Annotated in this window: 17 protein-coding genes and 2 tRNA genes; 9 read left to right on the forward strand and 10 right to left on the reverse strand. The window is 57.1% G+C overall.

What is annotated here, in order from left to right:
• Positions 1 to 35 precede the first annotated feature (35 nt).
• Positions 36 to 1,130 carry a response regulator gene (locus tag A8B84_RS00685; RefSeq protein WP_064228868.1) on the forward strand — a complete coding sequence of 365 codons (1,095 nt, stop codon included), beginning with the start codon at positions 36 to 38 and terminating at the stop codon, positions 1,128 to 1,130.
• Here the strand turns inward: A8B84_RS00685 and A8B84_RS00690 are convergent.
• Complete coding sequence (locus tag A8B84_RS00690) at positions 1,090 to 1,875, reverse strand: NTP transferase domain-containing protein (RefSeq protein WP_082905044.1); 786 nt, start codon at positions 1,873 to 1,875, stop codon at positions 1,090 to 1,092. The two genes, A8B84_RS00685 and A8B84_RS00690, sit on opposite strands and share 41 nt — an antisense overlap.
• On the opposite strand from A8B84_RS00690, the gene A8B84_RS00695 reads away from it, so the two are divergent.
• Positions 1,867 to 2,718: a 6-carboxytetrahydropterin synthase gene (locus A8B84_RS00695; protein ID WP_064228867.1), complete on the forward strand. Its 852-nt coding sequence runs from the start codon at positions 1,867 to 1,869 to the stop codon at positions 2,716 to 2,718. The two genes, A8B84_RS00690 and A8B84_RS00695, sit on opposite strands and share 9 nt — an antisense overlap.
• A 137-nt stretch (positions 2,719 to 2,855) precedes the next feature.
• Here A8B84_RS00695 and A8B84_RS00700 read toward each other — a convergent pair.
• The 3 genes from A8B84_RS00700 to gltX all read right to left on the reverse strand — a co-directional run bounded on the left by A8B84_RS00700 (position 2,856) and on the right by gltX (position 4,612).
• A tRNA-Glu gene (locus tag A8B84_RS00700) sits at positions 2,856 to 2,931 on the reverse strand.
• Positions 2,932 to 2,938: 7 nt separating this feature from the next.
• A tRNA-Ala gene (locus A8B84_RS00705) sits at positions 2,939 to 3,014 on the reverse strand.
• Between the two features lie 113 nt (positions 3,015 to 3,127).
• On the reverse strand, positions 3,128 to 4,612 hold the full coding sequence (gltX, locus tag A8B84_RS00710) for a glutamate--tRNA ligase (protein WP_064228866.1): 1,485 nt from the start codon (positions 4,610 to 4,612) through the stop codon (positions 3,128 to 3,130).
• A gap of 186 nt (positions 4,613 to 4,798) precedes the next feature.
• On the opposite strand from gltX, the gene A8B84_RS00715 reads away from it, so the two are divergent.
• Entirely contained in the window at positions 4,799 to 5,797 is a 999-nt protein-coding gene (locus A8B84_RS00715; protein ID WP_064228865.1) for a zinc ABC transporter substrate-binding protein, read from the forward strand.
• Here A8B84_RS00715 and A8B84_RS00720 read toward each other — a convergent pair.
• Both A8B84_RS00720 and A8B84_RS00725 read right to left on the reverse strand, forming a co-directional pair.
• Positions 5,774 to 6,688: an AEC family transporter gene (locus tag A8B84_RS00720; protein ID WP_064228864.1), complete on the reverse strand. Its 915-nt coding sequence runs from the start codon at positions 6,686 to 6,688 to the stop codon at positions 5,774 to 5,776. The genes A8B84_RS00715 and A8B84_RS00720 overlap by 24 nt on opposite strands.
• A 5-nt stretch (positions 6,689 to 6,693) precedes the next feature.
• Complete coding sequence (locus tag A8B84_RS00725; protein ID WP_201257841.1) at positions 6,694 to 7,464, reverse strand: SDR family oxidoreductase; 771 nt, start codon at positions 7,462 to 7,464, stop codon at positions 6,694 to 6,696.
• A gap of 107 nt (positions 7,465 to 7,571) precedes the next feature.
• On the opposite strand from A8B84_RS00725, the gene A8B84_RS00730 reads away from it, so the two are divergent.
• The 6 genes from A8B84_RS00730 (at position 7,572) to A8B84_RS00755 (ending at position 12,723) form a co-directional block, all read left to right on the forward strand.
• Positions 7,572 to 8,066, forward strand: a complete 495-nt coding sequence (locus A8B84_RS00730) for a hypothetical protein (protein WP_064228863.1) — start codon at positions 7,572 to 7,574, stop codon at positions 8,064 to 8,066.
• A gap of 107 nt (positions 8,067 to 8,173) precedes the next feature.
• Positions 8,174 to 9,208 carry a tRNA dihydrouridine(20/20a) synthase DusA gene (gene dusA, locus A8B84_RS00735; RefSeq protein ID WP_064228862.1) on the forward strand — a complete coding sequence of 345 codons (1,035 nt, stop codon included), beginning with the start codon at positions 8,174 to 8,176 and terminating at the stop codon, positions 9,206 to 9,208.
• A 127-nt stretch (positions 9,209 to 9,335) separates the two neighbouring features.
• Entirely contained in the window at positions 9,336 to 10,301 is a 966-nt protein-coding gene (tal, locus tag A8B84_RS00740) for a transaldolase (protein ID WP_064228861.1), read from the forward strand.
• 42 nt (positions 10,302 to 10,343) lie between these two features.
• On the forward strand, positions 10,344 to 10,793 hold the full coding sequence (locus tag A8B84_RS00745) for a TerB family tellurite resistance protein (RefSeq protein WP_064228860.1): 450 nt from the start codon (positions 10,344 to 10,346) through the stop codon (positions 10,791 to 10,793).
• A gap of 11 nt (positions 10,794 to 10,804) precedes the next feature.
• Positions 10,805 to 11,932 carry a 3-deoxy-7-phosphoheptulonate synthase gene (locus tag A8B84_RS00750; RefSeq protein WP_064228859.1) on the forward strand — a complete coding sequence of 376 codons (1,128 nt, stop codon included), beginning with the start codon at positions 10,805 to 10,807 and terminating at the stop codon, positions 11,930 to 11,932.
• Positions 11,929 to 12,723 carry a glycerophosphodiester phosphodiesterase gene (locus tag A8B84_RS00755; RefSeq protein WP_064228858.1) on the forward strand — a complete coding sequence of 265 codons (795 nt, stop codon included), beginning with the start codon at positions 11,929 to 11,931 and terminating at the stop codon, positions 12,721 to 12,723. Before A8B84_RS00750 ends, A8B84_RS00755 begins: the two co-directional genes overlap by 4 nt.
• Positions 12,724 to 12,792: 69 nt before the next feature.
• Here A8B84_RS00755 and sthA read toward each other — a convergent pair whose 3' ends face one another.
• The 4 genes from sthA to nqrF are packed head-to-tail and all read right to left on the reverse strand — an operon-like array spanning position 12,793 to position 16,789.
• Positions 12,793 to 14,184, reverse strand: a complete 1,392-nt coding sequence (gene sthA / locus A8B84_RS00760) for a Si-specific NAD(P)(+) transhydrogenase (RefSeq protein ID WP_064228857.1) — start codon at positions 14,182 to 14,184, stop codon at positions 12,793 to 12,795.
• 58 nt (positions 14,185 to 14,242) lie between these two features.
• The gene (nqrM, locus tag A8B84_RS00765; protein WP_064228856.1) at positions 14,243 to 14,491 is read right to left on the reverse strand and encodes a (Na+)-NQR maturation NqrM; all 249 of its coding nucleotides are present in this window, start codon (positions 14,489 to 14,491) and stop codon (positions 14,243 to 14,245) included.
• Between the two features lie 12 nt (positions 14,492 to 14,503).
• Complete coding sequence (locus tag A8B84_RS00770; protein WP_064228855.1) at positions 14,504 to 15,553, reverse strand: FAD:protein FMN transferase; 1,050 nt, start codon at positions 15,551 to 15,553, stop codon at positions 14,504 to 14,506.
• 9 nt (positions 15,554 to 15,562) lie between these two features.
• On the reverse strand, positions 15,563 to 16,789 hold the full coding sequence (nqrF, locus tag A8B84_RS00775; protein ID WP_014577567.1) for an NADH:ubiquinone reductase (Na(+)-transporting) subunit F: 1,227 nt from the start codon (positions 16,787 to 16,789) through the stop codon (positions 15,563 to 15,565).
• Between the last annotated feature and the right edge of the window lie 35 nt (positions 16,790 to 16,824).

Genomic DNA, 16,824 nt, shown 5'->3' on the forward strand with positions numbered 1-16,824 from the left:
CAAACGCGTTTGCAGTAAACGATTGAGGTAGTGACATGGCGATCAAAAACGCTCTGCTGGTAGATGACTCCAAGGTGGCACGATTTGCCCTGAGCAAACTGCTGGAGAGTCGCGATATGGAAGTCAACATGGCTGGCTCGGCCGAAGAGGCCCTGGATTTCCTCAACAGCCATGGCCGCCCGGATGTCATCTTCATGGATCACTTGATGCCCGGAATGAATGGCGTAGAAGCCACCAAGGCCATCAAGGGCAATCCCGAGACCGCCGGCATCCCCATCATCATGTGCACATCCAAAAAATCGTCCTCGTTTATGGAAGAAGCGAGAAACTTTGGTGTTTACAACATCCTGACCAAGCCACCACAAACCGAGGGACTCAAGGAAGTTCTGGATCAACTGGCCAACGATGTTACAGGCGGAACCCTGCCGGAACCGCCCGCTGAAACGGCCGCCTCCCCCGGGGACGAGGACGAACTGCTGAACGTGCCAGCCGATGCGTCGGTGGAACTGTCGCCCAAGACAGGCGATGCAGCCGGTCGCGGCAACCCACAGGCCAATGTGGTTCCGCTGACCAGCGAGCTCATTGAGCAGATTGCCCGTTCCGCGGTCAAAACCCACATCAACAACCGCCTGCACGAACTGCTCAGCTCACTCTTCGACGAACAGTTCGACCATTTGAAGCGGGCCCTGGATGAATCCCGCAGCAAACAGGACTCAACTATCGAGGAACGCCTGAACGCCCTTACCGACATGGTCGACGAGCGCACCAGAAACCTGCGCGACGAAGTCGCCGCCGAGGTCAACCTCAACCTCGGGAGCGAGCTGGCAGTACTCAAGAAGGAGCTGAAAAAGAACTCTGGCTTTACCAGCGAACACATGGCCGAGCTGAAAGACCACATCACCAGCGTGCAGACGATTGATACGGAGTTCTGGCAGACCCTGCAATCCGAGGCCATTCAGCAGGCCCACGAGATTTCCCGGGAAACGGCCGAGGACATTGCCCAGCGCACAATCGACCTGTTTGTTGCCCAGCAGCGCTCGGCGGCGTCACGGATCTACACCATTGGTCTTGCCGTAAGCCTCGGGATCTTCAGCGTCGGGATTGCCTGGCTGTCGGGCCTGTTCGGCTGAGCAGCGCCCGGATTCTGTGCCAGTCTGCCGGGGTGTCCACATCGTCGTGGACCCCCGGAATGTCTACCCGGGTTGCCCGCACCTCTGCCAGCAGGCGCCCGGCGCCCCTATCCCCCTCCAGATCCAGTACCAGTGGCCAGAGCCAACGCGGCAAGTAGGCCGGTACGCCCGGCAGGCCACCGTAATCTGCGGCAATGGGCTGTTCCGGTACGCAGCGGGCCGCTTTGCCAAAAGCTGCCAGAGCGTTAAGATCCAGCAGCGGCTGGTCTGCCACCAGAACAAAAACGCCCTTCACCGCCGGCCCCAGGCTTCGAAGCCCCGCAGACAGCGATGCCGACATTCCCTCGTGCCAGTCCGGCGCCCGTAGCCAGGAGGAAGGCTGGCGTCGACAACGAAACCGGATCAGGGGATACCAGGCCCCGCACACTACCCGGACATCCGGGCTCAAGACCCGGCCCTGGCCAATGGCGGCGTCCAGAAGCGTATGGTTGCGGGAATCCGTCTCTGCCAGGTTGCCAGGCATCAGGGGCAACAGGGCTTTGGGCCGGCCAAGGCGACTGGAAGCACCGGCAGCCAGTATCAGTACCGGGAATTGCTGATCGTTGCGCTTGTCGAAGTTTAAGATGATGAGCTCGATCCAAAAAGAAATGGAGCGCTGGCCAGCCGCCAGACTGCTGTATTCGGTGATTTTTGCTAGAATTCGGCCATCAATCAACCATACCCGCCTGGAAATTTGATGAACCATCTGTTTGTAGACAACCTGACCGTTATCGATTTCGCCTACCTGGACCCGACCCGGGGGTTGGTGGGTGAAAGCTGGATTGCGGATGTGGTGCTTGGCGGGGAGCTGGACGAACAGGGCATGGTGTTCGACTTCAGCAACGTAAAACGCACCATCAAACGGGTGATCGATGAGCGTGTTGACCATCGCCTGGTGATTCCCCGTGGCTACCAGGGACTGTCCTGGAACGAGGAACAGCCGGACACCTTTACCTGGGCACTCACCGATGGCAGCCAGATCATTCACCGCTCGCCGGACGAAGCTATCGTCTGGTTGTCCGCCGACCGGGTTGTGCCTTCAGCCGTTGCCTCGCTGCTGGAACAGGAAATCAAGGCGGTACTTCCGGCCAACGTGATTTCCGTGGAGATCAATCTGCGGGAAGAGGAAATCGACGGCGCCTACTATCACTACGTGCACGGCCTGAAGAAACACCTGGGCAACTGCCAGCGCATTGCCCACGGCCATCGCTCACCGATTCGTATCGATCGTAACGGCCACCGCGATTACGATCTGGAATGCCGCTGGGCGAAGCTCTGGCGGGATATTTACGTGGGTTCCGAGGAGGATGTGGTGCGGCGCCATGTGGGCGACGACGGAGTTCGCTACGTGACCTTCGAATACGAGGCCAACCAGGGGGAGTTTGCGCTGACCCTGCCGGAGGAACGCGTATACATGCTGGATACAGACACCACGGTGGAACTGATTGCCGCCCACATGGCCGACAAGCTCAAGGTGGAGTTTGCGACGGACACCATCCGGGTGAAGGCTTATGAAGGTGTTGGCAAAGGGGCCATAGCCGAACGCTGATTGAAATCGTGAAAGCGGGGTCCGATGAATATGTCATCGGGCCCCGGTTTTGCCTGACCTGACATTCAGGCACAAAAAAACCGCCAGAAGGCGGTTTTTTTGATGGCTATCCGGTGGACTAAACCGTCAAGCCGTATTGGCGTCCCCTAGGGGGTTCGAACCCCTGTTGCCGCCGTGAAAGGGCGGAGTCCTAGGCCACTAGACGAAGGGGACTAGAAATTGGTGGAGCCAGGCGGGATCGAACCGCCGACCTCAACACTGCCAGTGTTGCGCTCTCCCAGCTGAGCTATGGCCCCTCAACGGCTGCGTATATTAAGGATCCGCCCTATGGGCGTCAACCTCTGAAACACACTTTTTTTCAGTTTTCTGAACATCCTTGTTCAAGCCGTTTATTAATTCACCAAAGCGGTTAATGAATACCCAGAGCCGCGTATTCTTTTTCCACCTTCTTGGTTTCCTTCTTGGAGAAACCACCCATCACTTCCAGCGCATGCCGAAGCCTTGAACGGGTCATGTCCGGGCCCAGCAGCGCCATGGAGTCCATCACAGACCAGGAATTCGGCGTACCGGCAACCGCCACAAAAATGGAGAACATGAAATCTCCCATCTTCAGGTCCATGGCTTTGGCCAGGGCCTTGATGTCCGCAAAGATGGTCTCCTTGCTCCAGTGGCGCTGTGCTTCAAGCTTCCAGAGCGTAAACTGCAGAACCCGCTTGATCTGGGCCTCTTCCAGCTTGTTGTGGGCAAAGTCCTCCGGCTTCAGGTTGAGCATGCCGGAGAACATGAACTGGGCCATGGGCGCCACATCCGAAAACACCTCTGCCCTACCCTTGATGTGAGGCACCAGAGCACGCAGGGCGTCTTCGTTAAACCACCACTGGCGCATCCGCTCCATGAACTGCTCTTCAGTCAGCTCTTCGCGCAACCACTGGCCGTTCAGCCAGCGAAGCTTCTCCACATCGAATACCGGGCCACCGAGAGAGACACGCTGGATGTCAAAGTTCTCGATCATCTCATCCAGGGTGAACTTTTCCCGCTCGTCGGGCATGGACCAGCCCATGCGCCCGAGATAGTTGGTGACGGCCTCCGGCAGAAAGCCCATGCGCTCATAGAAATTGATGCTGGTGGGGTTCTTGCGTTTGGACAGCTTGCTCTTGTCCGGGTTACGCAGCAGCGGGAGGTGACAGAGCACCGGCATGTCCCAGCCAAAATACTGGTACAGCAGTTTGTGCTTCGGCGCCGAGTTGATCCATTCCTCGCCCCGCAAGACATGGGTGATTTCCATCAGGTGATCGTCAACCACGTTGGCGAGGTGATAGGTGGGCATGCCGTCGGATTTGAGCAGGATCTGGCAATCCACCTGGGCCCAGTCAATCTCGATGGTACCCCGGAGCATATCGTCAATCTCGCAGACGCCCTCGTCGGGCACTTTCATGCGAATCACATATGGCTCGCCCGCGTCCAGACGACGCTTCACTTCGTCATCGGACAACTCCAGGTCGCCCTTGATGCCCGGGTTCAGGCCCTGGGCCTTGCGTTCTTCCCGAATGGCTTCCAGCTCTTCCGGTGTACGGAAGCAATAAAAGGCGTGCCCGGCGGTCACCAGGTCCTCGGCGTACTGACGGTAGGAGTGTTTGCGCTCGGACTGGCGATAGGGGCCGTGGGGGCCACCTACATCGGGGCCTTCATCCCAGTTCAGGCCGAGCCAGCGCAACGCCTTCAGAATGTCCTGCTCGGATTCCGCGGTACTGCGGGCCTGGTCGGTATCCTCGATACGCAGGATGAACTGGCCGCCGTGCTGACGGGCAAAGCACAGGTTGAACAGGGCCACGTAGGCGGTACCAACGTGAGGGTCACCAGTGGGTGACGGAGCAATTCGGGTACGTACAGTCATGAAACCTTCCTGAAAAATCGGTGGCCGTTTGATAAAGCGGGCATTATACCGGCCATCGTCAGGTTTCGCATGATCAGGAAGTTAACGAGCGCACCGCAAAGCACCCGCGGAAAGTTTCTTTTGCCGCCGTTCGGCTCGTTTGTTATATTATAACATTACAAATTGCATCGCAGGATCTGATTTATCATGCGCGTTCCCGGAAAAGCACTTTCTCTGGCACTCGGTGCCGGCACCCTTTTGATCAGCGGCGCTCTGCAGGCCGAGACCCGTATTGTTGCTTCCATCAAACCGGTTGAGCTGATTGTCAGCGCGATCGCCACGGAAGACATGCAGACAACGAGCCTCGTTCCGCCTGGCTCCAGCCCCCACAACTACAACATGAAGCCATCCCAGCGTCGGGCACTGGAAAACGCCGACGTCATTTTCTGGGTAGGCCCCGACATGGAAACTTTCCTCAATCGCCTACTGGCCGGCCCGGAATTCAGCAACCGAACGGTCGCACTCATGGATGCTGAGCAAGAGTCCGGGGAAGATACCCACGACGAGCACGGTCACGATGAACACGCGGACGACCATCATGGCCACGCTCATCAGGAAGAGGCGAAGGAAGAAGAGCACCACAACGACAGCCACGGGCACGGCCATGATCATGGTGACGGTGAGGATCCGCACATCTGGCTGGATCCCGAATTGGCCATCGAAATGGCCGAAACGATCCGGGAGGCCCTCTCGGCACAGGAAGGCGTTGATGCTGCCGCATTGAACGAAAATTTCGAGCAGTTCAAAGTCAGCGTTCGGGAAACCGATGCCAGCATTCGCGACCGTCTTGCGCCGGCACATGACATCAGCCTATTCGCCTACCACGACGCCTTTACCCGGTTTGCCGAACACTATGGCCTGAAACTCGAAGGCGTTCTTACGCTCAACCCGGAGCTCTCGCCGGGGGCACGCCATATCGCAGAGGTTCAGGAAAAGCTGCGCAACGCCAACCACCCCTGCCTGCTGACCGAACCGCAGTTCAACCGGCAGTGGTGGCGCTCGATCACCGAGAACCTGGACGTTACCTTCAGCACCTGGGACCCTCTGGCCACCGACATCGAAGCCACGCCCGAGGGTTACAACAACTTCCAGCAAAGCATTGTCGACGCGGTGCTCAAGTGCCTACCAGAGGATACTGAGCATTAACGGAATAGTGACGATGGCCAGCAAGGTCTGGCCACTGATGATGCCCGCCATCAAGGGGGCATCACCGCCAAGCTGCCGGGCCAGAATATAGGCTGAGGTGGCCGTGGGAAGCGCCGCCAGCAGAATCGCCACCTGCACCATCAGGCCCTCAAGACCCAGCAACATTGCCAGCCCGGCAGTCATCATCGGAAACCCAACCAGCTTCAGCGCGGATGACACAATAAACGGTAGGGAAGCACCGCGCAGAGCTTTCAGTTGAAGCCCGGCACCGACCGTCATCAGCCCCATCGGCAACGCCAGATTGCTGAGAGGCTCTAGAATACCGCCGATCAGCGGATGAAACCCGATTTCGAAGAAACTCCAGAAAACACCAATCACCGAGCCCACAATCAGCGGATTGGTCACGATCGCCTTGAAAACCGGCACCAACCTCACCGGCCCTTCCGTGGCCACCAGCGAAAACATCAGTATGCAAAGCAGGTTCAGCAACGGCACCATGATGGCCACCGCAATCGCCGTGAGTGAAAGGCCCTGATCCCCCAGCAGCATGCCACCCGCGGCCAGACCCACGTAGGAATTGAACCGGATACTCCCCTGGTAAACGGAAGAGAAAACCGGACCAGACCAGCGCCAGAACCACTGTGCAAATGCCAGGACCAGCGTCATCGCAATCAGCATGGTACCGATCAGCAAGGCAATGTCGCCATAGGCGGAGGCCGGCAACCGGGCCTGCCCCAGCTTGAAAACCAGCATGGCCGGGAACAGCACGTAGTAGGTAAACCGCTCCGCCTGAGGCCAGAAATCACCACCCGGAAAGTCAATCCGGCGGAACACATGCCCGAGCATGATCAGCACAAATACGGGCAAAAGGGCCTGTACCATCAGGGGCATAGTTATTAACTCCGGCGCAGCTTTTTCATTACGGCACGAGTCACTGCCGTCGGCGACGAGCGGGCAATCGGCCAGAGGATTTTGAACTGATTGGAAACCGGCCTGTGAAGTTGCGGTGAGCACACCTGCTTCCAGACCTCAGCGGCAACCTCAGACGGCACCAGGTTAACCCCCAGGCTATCGAACAAACGCGACGCTCCGGCATTGGCCTGAACCATCCCCGTATTCACAAAGGGCGGCATCAGGTCGCAGACGCGAATCCCATGCACTTCCCATTCGATGTCCAGGGCCTCTGTCATGGCTCGAACCGCGTGCTTGCTGGCCGAATAGGAGGCGAAATCCGGAGTTCCATATGCCGCTGAGGCCGAACTCATGTTCACAACCACCGCACCGGAGGCAGCCTTGAGGTAAGGAAAGGCAGCGTACAGAACATTCATCAGGCCAATCACATTGATTTCAACGATCGCGCGATGGTCAGCAATATCAATGCTTTCAAAGGGACCTACTCTCAAAATGCCGGCGTTGTTGTGCAGCGCATCGATGGTTCCCCCGGTTAATTCAGCGAATTCTGACAGGGCCCCAGCGACAGCCTTTTCATCAGTCACATCGACGATATGAGTAGAGCATACTCTCTCACCCAGCTCGGCCTGCAGACTCTCGAGCGCTTTTTGATCCCGGTCTGCTGCGCCGACAAACCAACCTTTTGAGGCGAACAGACGCGCTGTTTCCAGGCCAATTCCGGCACCTGCACCGGTAACGAATATGGATTTGATCAAGGTTACTTTTCCTTTCGAGATCACTGCCAGATGAATCCGATCAACGTTTTCTGTACATTGCGTTTATCACACCTTTTGTTTGCAAACTCCAACGCAAGGAACGCGTTATGAACTATACATGGCCTGTAAAGGCCGCTGCACTTTTAACGTTCCTGGCAACCTTCCTGACATTTTCAACGACTGGCTCCGCTGGCTGGTTAAATGCGCATATGGAAATCTATCCAGATTGCACAGAGGCATTGACTCTTCGGAGCAGTGAACTTCTTGATCTTACCCGCAACAGCGAACTGTTCGTTGTTATGGCCGAACCAGAGAGCGATGGCATGGACGCCATTCTCGCGTTGCGCCATGGTTTTCATGGCTCAATTTTCGATATCGATATCCTGAACGATAACCTTCCTCTTGCAGACCAAACCGTTCAGTTTACTGGCACCGTCGTTCGCCGTGATGCCAGCATTCCAGAGCGTGTTCTAGGAAGATCAGGGGGAGACTCATTCTTCTTTGTTTTGAGACTGACAGCGGGTAACTTCCTTCTCCATCCGGATTCCTTTGATCACTCCCGATTTCCGGTTTGCGAAGCGCTGCTCGAGGACATGGATTAGCCGTTTCGCCAAAGCCCTAAGGAAATCAACCGGCCAACCCTGTTAAACTATCCCGCACTCGGAAACGTACGTCGTACACGATTTTTTCAGTCAATCAGGTAACCGTAATGCCAGCACTACCATCACACGCCGCCGCAATGAACGAATCCGGCCTCTCCCGCCGCTTCTGCGTGGCCCCGATGATGGACTGGACCACCAGTCATTACCGTTATCTGGCGCGCCAGCTTAGCAGGCATACCCTGCTCTACACCGAAATGGTAACCACCGGCGCGCTGATCCATGGCGATACGGCACGTTTTCTGCGCCATGACGAGGCAGAGTACCCGCTGGCCCTGCAGCTTGGCGGCAGCGATGCCGGCGAACTTGCCCACTGCGCCAGGCTGGCTCAGCAATACGGGTTTGATGAGGTCAACCTGAATGTCGGTTGCCCCAGTGATCGGGTTCAGAACAAAATGATTGGCGCCTGCCTGATGGGCCACCCGGACAAGGTGGCGGAGGGTGTACGTGCCATGATTGAGGCAACCGACCTGCCTGTCACCGTTAAGCACCGGATCGGTATTGATGGCCGTGAATCCTGGGACGATCTCTGCGAATTCGTGGAAAAAGTGTCGGACGCTGGCTGCCGGACGTTTATCGTGCACGCCCGGATCGCGATTCTTGAGGGCCTGAGCCCCAAGGAGAACAGGGAGGTCCCGCCGTTGAAATATGATTGGGTTTACCGGCTGAAAGCGAAATACCCGCACCTGGAGATCATCATCAACGGCGGCATCAAGACCTTCGAGGAGTGTCATGAGCATCTTCGGCACACCGACGGCGTGATGCTGGGTCGGGAGGCGTACCACAACCCCTGGCTCCTGGCAGGCGTTGACCCGCAGTTTTTCGGGCAGTCTGCGCCGGTGCAGAGCCGGCATCAGGCGCTTCGGGCCATGCTCCCGTTTATCCAGAGCGAGCTTGAGCGGGGCGTGTTCCTGACCCACATGTCCAGACACCTTCTGGGCCTGTTCCATGGCCAGCCTGGCGGACGACAGTTCCGCCGCTATATCAGCGAAAACGCCCATAAATCCGGCGCTGGTCTGGAAGTTATCGAGACTGCTCTGGAAAAGGTGCGTGAGCCGGCGGCGCCGGAGATTGCCGAAGCTTAATCGCATGCAATGGCTACCATACCTTTTGTTGTCTTGTTCCTGTCAGAGCGGCCCGTTATTGTAGGCATATAGCCAGCGCCCGGGATTCGGGCGCACCAATAACAGATCAACCGGGACGACAGGACGAATGACCAGCAAGCTCGACCAACTGAAGACCATGACCACAGTAGTGGCCGATACCGGCGATATCGAAGCCATTGGGAAGTGGCGGCCGGAAGATGCCACCACCAATCCATCCTTGCTGCTCAAGGCTGCCGCCTCTGACGCGTATCGCCCTATGCTGGACAAGGCTGTGGCCGAGGCACGCAGGCATGGCGGCTCAGACGCCGAGCAGCTGACCATGGCCACCGATATGCTGGCCGTACTTGCCGGCCGTGAAATCCTGAACCTCATTCCCGGGGTAGTTTCCACCGAGGTGGATGCCCGGTTGTCCTTCGACACTGTCGGCACTCTTGAGCGCGCTCGCCGTCTGGTTGAGCTGTATGACAAGCAAGGTGTCGACACCAGCCGGGTGCTGATCAAGATTGCTTCCACCTGGGAGGGCATCCGTGCCGCCGAGCAACTGGAGAAGGAAGGGATTCGCTGCAACCTTACGCTGCTGTTTTCTTTCATCCAGGCTGCCGCCTGCGCCCAGGCCGGCGCCTTCCTGATTTCGCCCTTTGTCGGTCGGATTCTGGACTGGCACCTGGCCAGCACTGGCCGAGACAGCTACCCGGCGGCAGAAGATCCAGGGGTGCTTTCAGTCTCCCGCATCTACAATTACTACAAGGCCAACGGCTTTAACACGGTGGTGATGGGAGCCAGTTTCAGAAATACCGGCGAAATCGAAATGCTGGCAGGCTGCGACCGCCTCACCATAAGCCCTGCCCTGCTGCAGGAGTTGCAGGACGACCAGGGTGACCTGCCGCGTCGACTGGTCGCCGACACCGCCAGCTCACCGGATCAGTTTGGCACCATCGACGAGAAGCTGTTCCGCTGGGAATCCAATGAAGACGCCATGGCCACCGAGAAACTGGCCGATGGCATTCGCCGGTTCACAGCCGACCAGATAGAACTGGAAAACCGGGTCCGGCAGCTGGCCAAGGCCGCCTGACTGCTCAACTGAATTCGAACGCAGGAGTAGGACTGTCCGATCATGATCGAAAGCCTGAAAAAACTGTTTGCAGCACCGGAAGCTGAAAGCGAGAAACCGGATTCTCATCAATTGGCCGTGGCTGCAACTGCCTTGATGGTTCAGGTTTCACGGATCGACCAGCATGAAGATGAGCGCGAGCTGCAGGCCATCGTCGATGGCGCGGTGAAAGCGCACCAGGTCACCCGGGCAGAGGCCGAAGAGATTCTTCAGGATGCCCTGAGCCACGCAGACGATGCCACGTCGCTCTATGAGTTTACCGGGCAGATCAACGAGTGCCTGGACCAGGAGGGCAAACAGGCCCTGCTGGAGAGCATCTGGCGGGTGGCCTTCGCGGACGGTCGCATCGACAAGTACGAAGAACACCTTATTCGCCGCATGGCAGACCTGCTGCACCTTAATCACCGGGAATTCATGCAGGCGCGGCACCGGGCAGAGGACGCCGGTTCTTAAAAGGAGACCGTATGTTAGCCATTCTTCATCCGAATACCGCTCTGGACAGCGAAGAATACCGACAGACCATGCACTACCTCGAGAATCTTCCGAACGTCTCGGTTCGGGTTCATGAGGTTCAAGGTGCTACCCAGAGGCTGACCGAGATTTATCTTCTCGGGGACACCAAGCCCCTTAACAAGGAAGAAATCGAGGCGCTACCTGCGGTTGAACGGGCTATTCGCATCTCGGATGACTACCGCATTCTCGGTCGCCACCGGGATGATCGCCGGCAAAGCGGCTTCGCCTACAACGGTGTGGAGTTTAATCAGTCCAATCTGAACATTTTTGCGGGCCTGTGCGCCGTCGATGTGCCCGAGCATGTCGACATGATGATGCAGGCTCTGGAAGACAATGGCGAGGTGTGCACCCGAATGGGCGCTTACAAGCCCCGCACCAACCCCTACTCGTTCCAGGGCCACGGCAAGGGCTGCCTGCCCTGGGTGTTCGAGAAGGCGGGCAAGCATGGCATCAAGGTAATCGCCATGGAAATCACCCACGAGAGCCACATTGAGGAAATCGACACTTGCCTCGAAAAGCTCGGCCGCCCTACCGGCGTGATGCTGCAGGTGGGCACCCGTAATACCCAGAACTTCGAACTGCTGAAGGCCATTGGCCGCCAGAGCACTTATCCGGTACTGCTCAAGCGTGGGTTCGGGATCACTCTTAATGAGTCCCTCAACGCCGCCGAGTATCTGGCCAGCGAAGGCAACGCCAACGTGATCTTCTGCCTGAGGGGTATGAAAACCGAGGCCGGCCAACCCCACCGGAACATGGTGGATTTCGCCCATGTTCCGGCAGTCAAGCGCCTCACCCGTATGCCGGTGTGTGTAGACCCCTCCCACTCCGTTGGCAGCCGCGAACAGTCTCCCGATGGCATTCTGGATGTGATGCACGCAACGGCACAGGGCGTGATAGCCGGTGCCAACATGGTGCTGGTGGATTTCCACCCCAAACCGGAAAAAGCGCTTGTGGATGGGCCCCAGGCGCTGCTCATGCACGAACTTCCGGCGTATCTGGAAGACATTCGCCTTTGCCACGACACCTGGAAGAAGCGCCAGGCCATTTACCAACGGCTGAAGGATGACACAGCGGAATGATTGTCTACGGACACAGAGGCGCAAAGGGAGAGGCACCAGAAAACACCCTTCCCGGTTTTATTCATGCTTATCGGCATGGCATCCGGCATTTCGAGCTGGATCTGGTGCTTTCGAAGGACGGCAAGCCGGTTCTGGTGCATGACCTTTCAGTAGACCGCACCACCAGCCAGAAAGGCAGCATCAGCCAATACACCGCCGCCGAGCTGGCAGCCATGGATGCGCGCAGAAACACCAGCTCCTGGCCGACACCCACCGGAATTCCTGCGCTGGAAGACCTGCTGGACCAGTTCGACGACCTCGAACACCTGCAACTGGAAGTCAAGAAGGACACACGTCAGCGGCTGAATATTCTCAGCAATCGGCTGACGGAGGTTATACAGCACCGCAACCTGTACCAGACGGTGGCCATAACCTCTTCCGACACCTGGTTTCTGAAACAGATCCGGCGGCGAAACAGGAACATTCGCATTGGCCTGGTCACAGAACGGAAGTTTCCCCGACCGTTGAGCATGGCGAACCGACTTGGCTGCGAATACCTCTGCATCAACTGGAAGCTTTGCTCGAAAACGCTGGTTGAACAGGCCCATCGCCGGGGAATGCATGTGTCTACGTGGACGGTGAACCGGATTCACGACATGCTGCAACTGGAAGAGATGGGGGTGGACAGCATCATTACCGATTATCCGACAAGCACCCGTATGTTTTTTGATAACCGGGCCAGATCGGCACTGTCTTTACCACAGAGTCACGAAGGCGTGTCGGCCAACCAGGAGGCCATGTCAGCGGGCTGAAACCAGCAGATTGAAAAATAAAAAGGGGTCAGATGAGCATTTTCATCTGGCCCCTTTTTCGTAGACAGCCTAGAAAATTCTGTTCAGGCCATTCAATGCGGCAACCCGGTAGGCTTCCGCCATGGTCGGGTAGTTGAACGTGGTGTTAATGAAGTAGTTCAGAGAGTTAGCCTCCCCTTGCTGATTCATTATGGCCTGGCCGATGTGGACGATTTCTGCCGCCTGGTCACCGAAACAGTGGATACCCAGAATCTGGCGGGTCTCCCGATGGAACAGGATTTTCAGCATGCCTACCGCTTCTCCGGTGATCTGCGCACGGGCAAGATCCTTGAAGAACGCCTGTCCAACCTCGTAGGGCACCTTGGCTTCGGTCAATTCACGCTCGGTTTTGCCAACGGAACTGATTTCCGGAATGGTGTAGATCCCGGTCGGCACATCTGACACAAAGCGGAAGTACTCATCGTCAACGATATCCGAGGATGCCGAGCGACCCTGGTCGTAGGCGGCGCTTGCCAGACTCGGCCAGCCGATTACATCGCCCGCAGCGTAGATGTTTTCCACCTCGGTGCGGTAATGCTCGTCGACGGCCAGTTGGCCGCGGCCGTTGGGCACCAGACCAATATTCTCCAGACCCAGTTTCTCGGTGTTGCCACTGCGCCCGTTGCACCACAGGAATGCATCTGCGCGGATTTTCTTGCCGGACTGTAGCGACAGCACTACACCATGGTCATCACCCACAACCGACTCATACTGCTCGTTGTGGCGTACCAGAACACCGTTATTGCGCAGATGGTAACTCAGGGCGTCCGAGATCTCGTCATCCAGGAAGGACAACAGCCGGCTACCCGGGTTGATCAGATCCACTTTCACGCCCAACCCGGCAAAAATCGAGGCATATTCTGAACCAATAACGCCAGCGCCATAGATAATCAGGGTTCTGGGAGTATGGGAAAGGTTCAGAATGGTGTCTGAGTTGTAGATTCGGTGGTGGCGAAAATCCACGTCCGGCGGCAGATAGGGCCTGGAGCCGGTCGCAATGATCGCCTGTTTGAAATGCAGGGTTTCCGAGGACTTGCTGCCACGGACTTCAATACGGTTCTGGTCGATGAAAAAGGCCCGACCGTTGATGAGATCGACCCGATTACGGGAATAAAACTGGGTCCGGAGTTTAACCTGTTTGCCAATAACCTTCTGGGCGTTCTGAAGCACACGGGGGAAGGAGAACCAGCGAGGCTCGCCAATGTCCCGGAACATCTGGTTGGTGTTGAAGGTAATGATCTGTTTGACGGAATGACGCAGTGCCTTGGACGGGATAGTACCCCAGTGAGTGCAGTTACCGCCGACGGTAGGCTTATCCTCGATGATCGCGACACGCTTGCCGTGTTTCGTCGCATTCATCGCCGCGCCTTCGCCGGACGGACCGGCGCCGATAACGACGACGTCGTAATGATGTTCTGCCATGCGCGCAGTGACTCCTTATCTACGTCGTGAAAAGATGATTGTAATTGTCAGAAACAGATCAGTGCTTGCTCGTCTTGCTGGCGTCGTAAGCCAGAGCCTCGGGCTCTTTACCTTCGTTGGCCAACCGCTCGTTTTCTTCTTCGCACTTCTGGGTATTACCACCGCAGATATCACAGGACTGGCTGATACCGAGCGCGCCAATCCCGCCGCAGGTTCCACTGATGGGCTTGCGCCCCAGAATTACGCCGATGGACATGGCTGCAACCAGCAGCACTACAATAAACAAAACCAAAAGAAAGGTACCCATGTTGCCCTCCCCTCATTGAGTCACGTAGGACGAAAAAGCCGGAGTCTGGTGCGTCTCGAAGCCTTCTTCCGTCCTGACAATAAAATAGGCCGGGATATTTTCCCTCACCGCGAGTTCATTGGCCCGCTCGTAGCCCATCACATTAAAGCCAGTCGCCAGAGCATCTGCCGTCATACAGTCGTCCGCGATAACGGTGACCGATGCCAGCTTGTGCGCAATCGGCTCACCAGTAGCGGGATCTATTGTATGGGAATAGCGACGCCCTTCCGATTCGTAATAGTTACGATAATCGCCCGATGTTGCCATAGCGCGTGATTCCAGCGCCACCACCCGGTTTACCTCACGTCCCTCGGACACCGGCTGTTCGATGGCCAGGCGCCAGGTGCTGCCATCCGGTTTTCGGCCATTGACCCGAACCTCTCCGCCGATCTCCACCAGATAGGCCTCTACGCCTTCACTTTCCAGGAAGCGGGCTACCGCGTCCACACCATAACCTTTGGCAATAGCCGACAGATCCACATATTGCGCTGGTGTCGCACGCACCGCGGGCGGATCTGCCCGAAGCTCGAGCTTTTCGAAGCCGGTGGCGGCAAGAGCATTGGCAAGCGATTCTTCCGACGGAATCTGTTCCGGCCGTGCCTGGGGCCCGAACCCCCACAGATTCACAACCGGCCCGATCGTTACATCAAAGGCGCCGCCGGTCATCGTCGAGATCTCTTGGGCTTTCTTGAGAACCTCGAACAACCCGGCTGAGACGGGAATCCAATCGGATTGGTCGGTCCGTTGATTGAAAAGGGACAGCTCCGAATCGTCACGCCAGGTCGACATTGACGCGTCAACGCTTTCCAACACCTCGTCAATGCCACTGGCCAGAGTTTCAAGCCTGGCCTGATCCTCGGTCAATACGACATTAATGTGATAACTGGTGCCGAAAACAGGCCCGGAGATTTCCCAGATTTTTTCTTCTGGCTGAAACGAACAACCCGCCAGAACGGCAAAGACCAGCGCTGTAAAAGCGCTGGCCAGGGCCACCCTGGCGGGTCGTACCATGCGGGATGTCATCAGGACTGCTTAGCCTCCAAAGTCATCCAGCATGATGTTTTCATCCTCAACACCAAGATCCTTGAGCATCTTGATGCAGGAGGCGTTCATGATTGGGGGCCCACACATGTAGTACTCACAGTCTTCCGGAGCCGGGTGGTCCTTCAGATAGTTTTCGTACAACACGTTATGGATGAAGCCGGTAGGCCCTTCCCAGTTATCCTCGGGCAATGCGTCGGAAAGCGCAACGTGCCACTCGAAGTTGTCGTTCTCTTCCTGCAGCCCGTCGAAATCTTCCACGTAGAACATCTCTCGAACGCTTCGGGCACCGTACCAGAAGCTGATCTTGCGCTTGGAGTTCAGGCGCTTGAGCTGATCGAAGATGTGGGAACGCATGGGCGCCATACCGGCACCACCACCGATAAACACCATTTCAGCGTCAGTCTTCTTGGCGAAGAACTCACCGAACGGCCCCATCACGGTGACCTTGTCTCCCGGCTTCAGGTTGAACACGTAGCTGGACATGATGCCCGGATTGTGGTCAGTGCCTGGAGGCGGCGTCGCGATACGGATGTTGAACTTGAGAACACCCTTCTCTTCCGGGTAGTTCGCCATGGAATAGGCCCGGATGGTCTCTTCCTTGTTGACCGCCTTGTAGCGCCAGATGTTGTGCTTGTCCCAATCTTCGTGGAACTCTTCCTCGATATCGAAATCCTTGAAGTCGATCTCGTAGGGAGGACACTCGAGCTGGACGTAACCGCCGGCCCGGAAGTCAACTTCCTCGCCTTCCGGCAGCTTGAGCACCAGCTCCTTGATGAAGGTGGCCACGTTGTGGTTGGAGACAACCTCGCATTCCCACTTCTTGACGCCGAAGAACTCTTCCGGCACTTCAACCTTCATGTCCTGTTTTACAGGAACCTGGCAGGACAGGCGCCAGCCCTCTTTCTCTTCACGATTGGTGAAGTGGGTCTTTTCCGTAGGCAGCATGGCACCGCCACCTTCCAGGACCTTGCACTTGCACTGCGCACAGGTACCGCCGCCACCACAGGCAGATGACAGGAAAATACCACTGTTCGCCAGAGTACCGAGCAGCTTGCCGCCGGCTTCGGTCTTCAGCGTGTGTTCGGGATCATCGTTGATCTCAATGGTCACATCACCGGTGCTTACCAGCCTGGACCGGGCCGCAAGAATCACTGCGACCAGGGCCAGAACGATAACGGTGAACATGACCACGCCGAGAATAATTTCTGTATTCATGGTCTCGCCTTTTCGTTAAACCGAATCACCGGGTG

The sequence above is a fragment of the Marinobacter sp. EhC06 genome, assembly GCF_001650915.1.
Taxonomy (GTDB): domain Bacteria; phylum Pseudomonadota; class Gammaproteobacteria; order Pseudomonadales; family Oleiphilaceae; genus Marinobacter.